The sequence below is a fragment of the Streptococcus sp. NLN76 genome (assembly GCF_015686645.1).
Taxonomy (GTDB): Bacteria; Bacillota; Bacilli; order Lactobacillales; family Streptococcaceae; genus Streptococcus.
The window spans coordinates 21,991-31,886 of record NZ_JADPMS010000024.1; the positions used below are offsets into that span (position 1 = coordinate 21,991).

Below are 9,896 nucleotides of genomic sequence, written 5' to 3' on the forward strand. Positions count from 1 at the left end.
CTTTATTGAAAACGTAATCCCTTGGGATAGTGGTTTTTGACCATCCCTTGGCTAATTTTAACAAAGCCCAAACCATTGTGACCACAGACCAATTGGTACCAGCCATTCTCCGGATTGCCGTGGGCTGGTAGGCTTTGGCCAGCTACATAGGCTGGAAATTCTTCTTCTGGTAATTCATAAATTTTCTGAGACTGGCTCGGTTTCAGAGCCATGCCTAAGGCAAAACTAGGTTCAAAGCGTTTTTTCTTAAACGTCCCCAGATGGAGCCCGTTGCGCGCAATCCGAATTTTTTCCAGAGCTGGCAAGATCTCTGGTAAAAGATAAAGCTCATCCCCAAATGTCTGCAGGACTCCTTTCAAGTCTTCCTTCAAGTGCTCTTTTTCAAATGTTTGCCACAATTTTTTTTGGTCTGCACTCAGGTTACTGCGAGGAGGCTTGTTTTTCTTAGCCTTGTTTTCACCTCGATAATGCAAACGGGCTAGAAATTGGCCCTCCCCTTTGAAGTGATGAGGATACATTCGAGCAGTCTCTGTTTGATTCAAGCCTGTAACCATCCCATTTTTAAGGGGGACTGGCTCCAACTCAAAATCATACTCTGACAGCAACCAAGCCACAATTTCCTCATTTTCCTCCGGAGCCCAAGTACAGGTTGAGTAGACGAGGCGTCCCCCCGGAGCCAACATGGTCACAGCTGCCTCTAATATCTCTCGCTGAAGGCTGGCACACTGGCTCGGATAATCCGGAGTCCAGTAGTCCATCGCCTCCGGCTGCTTCCGAAACATCCCCTCGCCCGAGCAAGGAGCATCCAGGACAATCACATCAAAGATGCCTTTAAAAACCTTGCTGAGAGCCGGTGCATCTGTATTGGTCACCACCGCATTTTTGGCCCCAAAGCGCTCCATATTTTCTACTAGAATTTTGGCTCTTTTGGGAGAAATTTCATTAGAGACTAAGACCCCCTGATGGTTGAGATAGGACAAAATGTGGGTCGATTTGCCTCCCGGGGCTGCAGCCAGGTCCAAGACCTTCATACCTGGTTCAATCCCCGCTGCATCGACAACCATCTGAGCCGCAGGCTCCTGGGAATAAACCTGTCCCGTGACGTGTTGTAGGGATTTGCCCGATACTTTTCCATAATAGGACCACGGCATATCCGGAATCGCTTCTGCCCCTTCCGGAAGCTGCAAAGCTTCCTTTAAGGGATTGACACGAAAACCCGAGACAGCTTCTTCTTCAAAGGTCGCTAGAAAGGCTGCATTTTCCGATCCCAAGATTTCCTGGTACTTCTCTTTAAATCCTGCCGGAAAAGGCATCACGGCCACCTCCTCTTATTTTTTCCAAAAAATAATCCTCTAGATGTTGGGGGACTAGAAAAACAGGCTGCTTGCCCTGAAAATGAAGGGCCTGCCCCTGAGCCTCCAAAAAACGGTAGCCTAAAGCCGGGGCCAAAACATAGGCAGCCGCGTAATCCCACGGCTGCAGGTAGGAGGCATAGGTCAGGAGCTTGCCCTGCAAAACCTTGAGAAAGCTAATCCCAGCACTGCCGTAGACCCGCACCCCAAGACTATCCCTAGCAATATCCGCCAAACCAAAGGCATTATCCCGTAACATGGCTGAATTCCCTGCCACCAAGGACTGGTTGACACGAACACAAGCCGCCTGCCCTTCAAAGGGCTGACCATTACAGGTAACGGGCAGGACACCACCTCCAGATAAGAGAATCCGGCCCATCACATCGTAAATAAACGCAAAACCGGGCTGACCATGGTTAAAAAATGCCAGCATAATCGCAAAATTTTCCTGCTGGGCCACAAGGTTATTGGTCCCATCTATCGGGTCCAAAACCCAGACCGCTCCGTTAAAGACGTCCGCTTGCTCCGCCAACTCCTCTGCTAAAAACGTATCTTCAGGAAAAACCTGTGAAATTCCCTTGATTAGGATATCTTGGACCGCCAAATCTAGATTGGTCACCAAATCGGTTCGATCACTCTTACAGGCGACTTCTAGAGGCTGAGCTAGCTCCTTCTTTACAAACTCTCCCGCCTCCCGAACCAAATCCTGAGCTAGCTCAAAGCGAGCTTGCACCTGTTCTTTTAGAGACCGCGAGGCTGACGAATGGCCTTCGATGTTACTTGCTGCGGATCTCCAGTTTAATTTTTCCATAACCACGCTCCTTAGCCGCTTGCTGGGCCCGATAGAGAGAATAGCCACTGACTGCTTCAAATTCTCGTCCTAGTGTCTTTTCAGCTGCCTTGCCAGGAACAACCTGCTTAAACTTCTGATAGGCAGCTAAAAAATCACGGGCTTCTACGCCCCCCTCATAGGCTTCTTCCACCCGATTGAAAAAAGAGAGCACCGAAGCCAATTCTTCAGTACTCCAACTTTCATCAAACGGATAACTATACTGATTCCTCATGTCGATCAATCTCCGCTCTCAATGTTGCATCTTTTAGTTCTTGCTTGCGATAGTCCCGAGGCAAAAAAGCCCGAATTTCATCCTCGTTAAAACCAATCTGTAGACGTTTCGAATCAAGGATAATTGGTCGCCGCAATAGACTGGGATTCTGCTCAATCAGCTGCAGGAGCTTGGAGATTGGCAATTCATCCAAATCTAAATTTAATTTTTGAAAAATTTTGGAACGGGTCGAGATAATATCATCTGTCCCATTTTCCGTCAAAGCCAAAACTTGACGCAATTCCTCTACTGTCAAAGGACTGGTCATAATATTGTGCTCTTGAAAGGGCACCTCGTGCTTTTCCAACCAAGCCCGTGCCTTCCGACAGCTGGTACAGCTGGGGGATAAGAATAAAGTAATCATTGTAAGATTCGCCTTCCAACCTACATACTATATCCATTTTATCAAAAATGGAAGGGGATTCCTAGTCTTTTTTTGAAAAGCCTATCAGATTGATCGTCAAAGTACCAGGAGGTCTACCAGCTCTGCCCCACGGGTCGATACCACGTCCACTCCCAGTGGAAAATCTACCAAGTCTTTGGGGTCCCATCGGAGGGTTACCTGGGCATGATCAAAACCTGCCTCATCCCCCAACAGGTTTTCTTCCTGACGGTCACTAAAAATCTCCACTTGGTACCAATCCTTAGGCGATTGTTGATCATAGGCTAAATAAAAGGCGTGAAGACCCATTTGCTTTAGGACATAGTCCTGGGCCAAGCGTTGAATACGATCTAAAGCCTCAGGATTCGGCCGCTCCTCCTGGAAAAGAGAGAGGCGTAGACCAGAGCTGGATTCTGGCAACTTATCACTCAGTTTTTCCAAGAGGACTAGCCCTTCCAGCCGAATGTAAGCCTGCTCCCGAATCAAGGGTTGGGTTACTTCCTGATAGGCCTTATACGTTGCTGAATTGAGGTAAGACAGGTAGGCCTGATTGGAAGCAAAGACCTCCAATATCAAGTAGACATCCTCCTGATCGGGACTCCGGAAAGCAAAAAGACTTAGAAATCCCGGTTCCACTTCCTTGGTTAACTTGGCTAAATGAGACAAGACTTTTAAAAAAGTATCCTTGTCCTCAGAATGAATGGCGATTCGAAACAAATTCATAACTGGTTTCATCTAACTACGCTCCTTCCACGCTTTAGCTTGGCGTTCATCTTCCTCTAGCTGCTCAATCAAAGCCTGTACACTGTTGAATTTGACCATGTCACGGAGGCGGCCCAACCAATCAATGGTCAACCTGTGCCCATAAATATCCGCTGAGAAACCAAAGAGATTGACCTCAAAGCGCAATTCATCGCCCTCAAAGGTCACATTCTTACCTACGGAAGCCATCCCACGATAGACCTGCCCTGCTTCATGGACATCCACCACATAAACTCCATCCGCTGGCATATGCACTCGGTCAAGGGGGGCAAGATTCGCTGTCGGATATCCGATGGTCCGTCCTCTTGCATCCCCATGAACCACAATACCACAGGTCTGGTAAGGACGTCCTAGTAAATCAGTCACTTTCTCAACTTCTCCCTCAGCCAAAGCAGCTCGAATACGTGTAGAGCTGACTTTTTTTCCGTCCAAATCATAAGAAGGGATTACTTCCACCTGCCCGGGGAAGGAATTGGCCAAGAGTTGAGCCCCCTGTCGATCACACCCAAAATGATAATCAAAACCAACCACCAACTTCTGAGCCTTGAGGGCTGAGACATAAGTGTCCAGGAACTCCTGACCAGTTAAACTCCCAAACTCACTGGTGAAGTCCTGCAAATAAAGGAGGTCGACTCCAACAGATTCCAAGAGTTCCTCGCGTTGAACCTCACTGCTCAGATGAAGCAGAAGTTCTGGACGAAAGCGGCTAAAAGCCAGTTGGGGGGATTCTGGGAAGGTTAGCAGGGCCACCTTCAACCCCTCTTGATCAGCGAGCTGACGAGCCCTTTGAAAGAGCTGCTGGTGCCCCGTGTGAATTCCATCAAAGTAACCCAAAACCAAAATCGTCGGTTCTGTCTGGTCAATATCACGCCAGTCTTGAATGACATATTTTCTCATAATTTCTCCTTCTTAGACAAAAACCTTATGAGGTTTCCAAGAATCCCCTTTTTTCTCCAGTACCGCAACTAACTTCCCTTGATAAAAGGCTGCTACCCGCTCCTCTTGATTGACTGCCTTGATCCAACGACCAAACTGCAATTCCTGAGCTTCTTCTGCACTTAGTTCATAGACTGGCAAGGTTGAAGCACCATATTCTAAGGGAAGCAGGAAGGTCCGCTGACCTTCTTCGACAAGTTTCTCCAGCTCTTCCAAACTATAAGACTCTGCTAGTGTCAGACCAGCTGACTGGGTTCGCACCAAGCGGGACATGTGACTGGCCAAACCTAGCTTATTCCCTAAATCTACAGCTAGGGTACGAACGTAGGTCCCCTTGGAACAGACTACCCGAAAATCAAAGCGAAGCACCCCCTCTTCCCAACGGAGGTCTGACTGGCGGGAAAACTCTTGAATAGTCACTTGGCGGATTGGACGTTCAACTTCCTCCCCAGCTCTAGCATATTCATATAGTTTGCGACCATTGACCTTGACAGCTGAATACATAGGAGGAACTTGTTCCATTTCTCCTTGAAACTCCGCCATCAACTGATCAATGAGCTCCGAGTCAACATCCTTAGGAACTTCTGAGCGCTCCACGATGTCACCCCAAGCATCTTCAGTTGTTGTCGCATAGCCCAGAGTTATCTCACCTTCATAGACCTTTCCACCATCTTGCATGTATTCTATGAGCCGAGTTGCCTTCCCAACCGCAATCGGCAAAACGCCCGTCACCTGGGGATCTAAAGTCCCTCCATGACCAATCTTTTTGGTTTTCAAAATACGACGCAACCGGCCCACTACATCGTGGCTGGTCATACCAGCCGCCTTATTCACTGCAATAATTCCTTCCATGACTCTCTCCTAAAGTTTTTCAATGGGAGCCAAGGCTGCCAATACTTTTTTCACCCCCATATCTGGGAAAGAAATTTTCAACTCCTGCGCATCTCCTGAACCGGAAACAGCCAAAACAGTCCCCTGCCCCCATTTACGATGGGAGACTTGATCTCCAATTTCCCAGGCTGTCGCAGATGTTTTCGATGGCTTGACTTGACCACCAAGAGACTTGGGTTGAACCACTTGCTTTCTCATCCGTAGCGCTTCCTCTAAACTCATTCCCTGGCCAAATTTTTGTCCAGCTTGATTGGTATAGGAGACCGCGAAGCTCGCATTGGCTGGTTTGGCTAAACCTTGGTAATCCAACAAGTCACTGGAAATTTCATTCAAGAATCGACTTGGTTTATTGTAACCCGTTCGCCCATAGAGCAGGCGAGAGTTGGCGTTGGTCAAGAAGAGACGTTCTTCCGCCCGAGTAATGCCTACGTAGGCCAAACGCCGCTCTTCTTCCAGCTCATCTGGACCTTGACTAGCCCGAGACAGTGGAAAGACATTTTCCTCCATGCCAATTAGGAAGACAAAAGGAAACTCCAATCCCTTAGCCGCATGAAGCGTCATCAAGGTAACCTCAGCCAACTCTACTTCCCCCTCATCCGCTTCCGAGCTCAGAGCTAAATCAACCAAGAAGCGCCCTAAACGATCCAATCCTGTCTCGTTGTCTTCCTTTTCTCCATCATCAAAGGACTGGGTAACCGATAGAAACTCCTGAATATTTTCTAAACGGCTTTGAGCTTCTACTGTCCGCTGGGCTTCCAGACTCTGACGATAACCTGAATCATCCAAAAGCACATTGACCAATTCCGTCACTGTCAACCGGTCCAAATCTTGTCGCAAACGGTTCATCATGACCGCAAAGTCTTCAATGGCTTGAGCCGCCTTCCCTTTAATTGGAGACAACATCAAGTCGCTACTTGCCTCAAAAAGGGACAAGCCTTGGAGCTGAGCAAAATCCCGCAACTTGGTTAAAGTTCCTGGCCCGACCCCCCGTTTGGGTTCATTGATAATCCGCTCAAAGCTAATATTATCCTTGGGATTGGCCAAAAGATTCAAATAAGCCACCAAATCCCTGATTTCCTTACGGCTGTAGAATTTGGTTCCCCCTACCATGGTATAAGGAATAGCAGACTTCATCAGAGCTTCCTCAATGGTCCGGGATTGGGCATTGGTCCGGTAAAGCACCGCCATGTCCTTGTAATTCTTTCCTTCTTCCAAGACCAACTGACGGATCGTTTTAGCTACAAAGAAGGCTTCTTCCTGCTCATTGGTTGCTCGGTAATAAACGAGAGACTGACCATCTGGATTCTGGGTCCACAACTTTTTAGGTCGACGATTTTTATTGTGAACAATGACTTCATTGGCTGCCTGCAAAATCTTCTTGGTTGAACGGTAGTTTTCCTCTAAAAGAACCACCTTGGCATTTTTATAGTCCCGTTCAAAATCAAAGATATTCTGCATATCTGCTCCCCGCCAACCATAGATGGACTGATCAGCATCACCGACTACGCAGATATTTTTGAAACGAGAGGCCAAGAGTTTGACCAATTGGTATTGAGCTTGGTTGGTATCCTGATACTCATCCACATGAATGTATTGGAATTTTTGTTGGTAATAGGTCAAGACATCCGGATTTTGATCAAAGAGACGCAAGGTCATCATAATGAGGTCATCAAAATCCATGGCCTCTGACTGGCGCAACTCCTTTTGATAAGCCTTGTAACATTTGGCAACAACCTGGCTATACATATCGCTGGCTTGTGCCTCATAGGCCCTGTCATCCAAGAGGTCATTCTTGGCATTGGAAATGGTCCCCAAAACAGCTCGCTCATTCCACTTTTGCGGATCCAAATTCAATTCCTTAAGGATTCGCTTCATCAAAGTCCGCTGCTCCCCTGGATCCACAATAGTAAAATTGCGATTGTAGCCAATATGGTCCGCATCTCGACGCAAAATGCGAACACACATGGAGTGGAACGTTGAAATGAGCGTATCCTGGGTTGCCGGATTCAAAGCGAAAGCCCGCTCCTTCATCTCCCGTGCTGCCTTATTGGTAAAGGTGATGGCTAGAATATTCCAAGGATTGACCATTTTTTCATCAATTAAATAGGCAATTCGATGGGTCAACACCCGCGTCTTCCCTGAACCTGCCCCTGCCATGATGAGTAGTGGCCCTTCCGTTGTTTGAACCGCCTCCGCCTGGCGTTCATTCATACCCGCTAATAGTGGATTCATGTTGTCTCCTTGTAATTGTGAAAATATCTTTCCCCATTATAACATTTGACGCCTTTAATACTCAATGAAAATCAAAATGGAACCTAGGAAGTGAGCCGCAGACAGTACTAAAGTACGGCAAGGCGAAACTGACAATGGTAACATTTGATTTTCGAAGTGTATCCTTCAATCTCGGCCATTGAATTTCCAAGCCCCTTTTGTTAAACTTTTTGAAAAAAGAAAAAAAGGAAGTCCCAATGTCCAGTCCAACCCAGAATTTAAAAATGGCGGAACGCGGTGCCCTGCTGGCCATCGCAACCTATATCCTACTGTCTATCTTCAAAATCATCGCTGGCCATCTCTTCGGGTCCGCTTCCATCACAGCCGATGGGTTTAACAACATGACCGACATTTTGGGCAATATCGCCGTCCTCATCGGCCTCCGTCTAGCCCAAAAACCTGCGGATCGAGACCATAAATTTGGGCACTGGAAAATGGAAGACCTAGCCAGCCTAATCACCTCACTGATTATGCTGCTGGTTGGTTTCCAGGTACTCTTCCAGAGTATCCAGGATCTCATTCAGGGCAAACAAGAAAGCTTTGACCCCCAAGCAATATGGGTCGGCTTCCTCTCCGCCCTTGTCATGACCGGTGTCTACCTCTACAACCGGAACCTGGCTAAGCGCGTGCACTCCAAGGCCCTGGAAGCGGCAGCCTTGGACAACCTCTCAGACGTCCTTACTTCCTTAGGAACCAGCCTGGCAATTCTAGCCAGCCAGTTCCAACTCTATCTAGTTGATAAAATCATCGCCATCCTTATCAGTATGATCATCCTCAAAACCGCCTACGATATCTTCCGAGAATCCACCTTCTCCCTCTCAGACGGCTTTGACGAAGATCTGCTCGAACAATACACCCAGAGCATCCTCACCATTCCCAAAATCGACCAAGTCAAAGAAATCCGCGGCCGCAGCTATGGCAGCCACATTTACCTAGACCTCATCCTAGCCATGAACCCTGACCTCTCCGTCTACGAAAGCCACACCATTGCCGATCAAGTCGAGCACCTACTCCAAGACCAGTACGGCGTCTTCGACATCGATATCCACATCGAACCCTCCCCCATCCCAGAAGATGAAGACATGGATTTCCTCCTCAAAAAACTCTTCCTCTACCAAAGCCAGGTCGAAGCCGGCCAAAACCTCGACGACTACGTCGCCGAGGACTTCACCTACATCCCCGTAAACGGCCAAATCCAAGACCGCACGGCCTACCTAGCCGCCAAACACCGTGAAATGGCCTTCAAAAAATTCCAAGTCAAATCCATCAGTCAAAAAACAAAACTCGTCTCCTACCAACTCAACGGCAACCAGCACACCACCATCTGGCGCCGCCACGAAGACTGGCAACAAATCTTCCACCAGGAAACGCAAATTGAGGAAAAAAGTGATGAGCTTGGACAACACTAAAACTTTTTCACACTACTTAAAAGGGTGAACAAATAAGGATAGCTTAGAATCAGTGTTTATTAGCAGTTGATTCTAAGCTATTTTCAATTTTTAATACTTAACTGATTTCAAAATCAAATTAGTCGCGGGATTTCAAAAAAATGACGAGAAAGGCCAATGAAGATAGAACTAAAGTTCATCAAAGAGGCTTGACAAAGTCAGATTTTGAAATCCAAAGAGTATAAGAATTGAGATAAACCTCGAATGACCGTTTAGGACGTTTCAATGACCGTTTGGGACATAATTAGTAAATACTGATACAAGGTACTACACTAGAATCATGAAGTTGCAACTGATTAATATAATCTTTCGGAGGTTTAAATCATGAAAATTGGTAGTAAAAAACAGTTTATCCCTCTAAGCAATGAACAATTAATGTTAGTAACCGGATCCTGGTCAGGATGGGGAGTAGCACTTCAAGGATTACTTGGTGGCCTAGCTCCATCACCAACCCTCGATCAATTATACTCTTTTAGTTTATCTTTTATTACTGTGTTAGCTCGTCTTGCCGTACTTCAGTACTGTCTACGACTCGCTGCCTTGTACTAAAAGTAAACTAAAACTCCAAGCAGGCTTCGCCTGCTAACTCATGACAGAAAATTAGTTCAGGTATATAATAAAGATGAGCAATACAAATCCGTAAGTTTATTAGGGCTTTGCCGAGCCTGTAACTAAAACTGGATGAATAAGAGTCATGAGATAACTCGAATACGCCTTGAGCGTGAAAATAAAATTACAAAACAGCCTCTTA

The 9,896-nt window shown here is 46.9% G+C and carries 10 protein-coding genes; 2 read left to right on the forward strand and 8 right to left on the reverse strand.

Annotation, left to right across the window (positions count from 1 at the left end; all coding sequences use genetic code 11):
• Positions 1–2 precede the first annotated feature (2 nt).
• The 8 genes from I1A59_RS05855 to pcrA form a co-directional block, all read right to left on the reverse strand.
• Positions 3–1,313, reverse strand: a complete 1,311-nt coding sequence (locus I1A59_RS05855; RefSeq protein WP_196091861.1) for an RsmB/NOP family class I SAM-dependent RNA methyltransferase — start codon at positions 1,311–1,313, stop codon at positions 3–5.
• A complete protein-coding gene (locus I1A59_RS05860; RefSeq protein WP_196091868.1) occupies positions 1,291–2,085 on the reverse strand; it encodes an inositol monophosphatase family protein in 795 nt (264 codons plus the stop codon). Before I1A59_RS05860 ends, I1A59_RS05855 begins: the two co-directional genes overlap by 23 nt.
• Positions 2,086–2,128: 43 nt before the next feature.
• Complete coding sequence (locus I1A59_RS05865) at positions 2,129–2,416, reverse strand: UPF0223 family protein (RefSeq protein WP_196091862.1); 288 nt, start codon at positions 2,414–2,416, stop codon at positions 2,129–2,131.
• Positions 2,400–2,819 (reverse strand): Spx/MgsR family RNA polymerase-binding regulatory protein, encoded by a 420-nt coding sequence (locus I1A59_RS05870; RefSeq protein ID WP_196091863.1) that lies wholly within the window; start codon positions 2,817–2,819, stop codon positions 2,400–2,402. The genes I1A59_RS05865 and I1A59_RS05870 overlap by 17 nt, the downstream gene beginning before the upstream one ends.
• Positions 2,820–2,915: 96 nt before the next feature.
• Positions 2,916–3,572, reverse strand: a complete 657-nt coding sequence (locus tag I1A59_RS05875; RefSeq protein WP_196091864.1) for an antibiotic biosynthesis monooxygenase family protein — start codon at positions 3,570–3,572, stop codon at positions 2,916–2,918.
• Positions 3,573–4,496 carry a bifunctional riboflavin kinase/FAD synthetase gene (locus tag I1A59_RS05880; RefSeq protein WP_196091865.1) on the reverse strand — a complete coding sequence of 308 codons (924 nt, stop codon included), beginning with the start codon at positions 4,494–4,496 and terminating at the stop codon, positions 3,573–3,575. It abuts the gene before it with no gap.
• A gap of 12 nt (positions 4,497–4,508) precedes the next feature.
• The gene (gene truB, locus I1A59_RS09625; protein WP_247644770.1) at positions 4,509–5,387 is read right to left on the reverse strand and encodes a tRNA pseudouridine(55) synthase TruB; all 879 of its coding nucleotides are present in this window, start codon (positions 5,385–5,387) and stop codon (positions 4,509–4,511) included.
• 9 nt (positions 5,388–5,396) lie between these two features.
• Positions 5,397–7,658: a DNA helicase PcrA gene (gene pcrA, locus I1A59_RS05885; RefSeq protein ID WP_247644771.1), complete on the reverse strand. Its 2,262-nt coding sequence runs from the start codon at positions 7,656–7,658 to the stop codon at positions 5,397–5,399.
• Positions 7,659–7,894: 236 nt separating this feature from the next.
• Here pcrA and I1A59_RS05890 point away from each other — a divergent pair, with 236 nt between their 5' ends.
• Entirely contained in the window at positions 7,895–9,106 is a 1,212-nt protein-coding gene (locus I1A59_RS05890; protein ID WP_196091866.1) for a cation diffusion facilitator family transporter, read from the forward strand.
• Positions 9,107–9,469: 363 nt separating this feature from the next.
• On the forward strand, positions 9,470–9,694 hold the full coding sequence (locus I1A59_RS09630) for a hypothetical protein (RefSeq protein ID WP_247644772.1): 225 nt from the start codon (positions 9,470–9,472) through the stop codon (positions 9,692–9,694).
• The last annotated feature ends 202 nt before the right edge of the window (positions 9,695–9,896 follow it).

Excerpts from the sequence above, each read along its gene's own strand:
- I1A59_RS05855 (WP_196091861.1), bottom strand. The coding sequence starts at position 1,313 with ATGCCTTTTCCGGCAGGATTTAAAGAGAAGTACCAGGAAATCTTGGGA.
- I1A59_RS05865 (WP_196091862.1), bottom strand. The coding sequence starts at position 2,416 with ATGAGGAATCAGTATAGTTATCCGTTTGATGAAAGTTGGAGTACTGAA.
- I1A59_RS05870 (WP_196091863.1), bottom strand. The coding sequence starts at position 2,819 with ATGATTACTTTATTCTTATCCCCCAGCTGTACCAGCTGTCGGAAGGCA.
- I1A59_RS05875 (WP_196091864.1), bottom strand. The coding sequence starts at position 3,572 with ATGAAACCAGTTATGAATTTGTTTCGAATCGCCATTCATTCTGAGGAC.
- I1A59_RS05880 (WP_196091865.1), bottom strand. The coding sequence starts at position 4,496 with ATGAGAAAATATGTCATTCAAGACTGGCGTGATATTGACCAGACAGAA.
- truB (WP_247644770.1), bottom strand. The coding sequence starts at position 5,387 with ATGGAAGGAATTATTGCAGTGAATAAGGCGGCTGGTATGACCAGCCAC.
- pcrA (WP_247644771.1), bottom strand. The coding sequence starts at position 7,658 with ATGAATCCACTATTAGCGGGTATGAATGAACGCCAGGCGGAGGCGGTT.
- I1A59_RS05890 (WP_196091866.1), top strand. The coding sequence starts at position 7,895 with ATGTCCAGTCCAACCCAGAATTTAAAAATGGCGGAACGCGGTGCCCTG.
- I1A59_RS09630 (WP_247644772.1), top strand. The coding sequence starts at position 9,470 with ATGAAAATTGGTAGTAAAAAACAGTTTATCCCTCTAAGCAATGAACAA.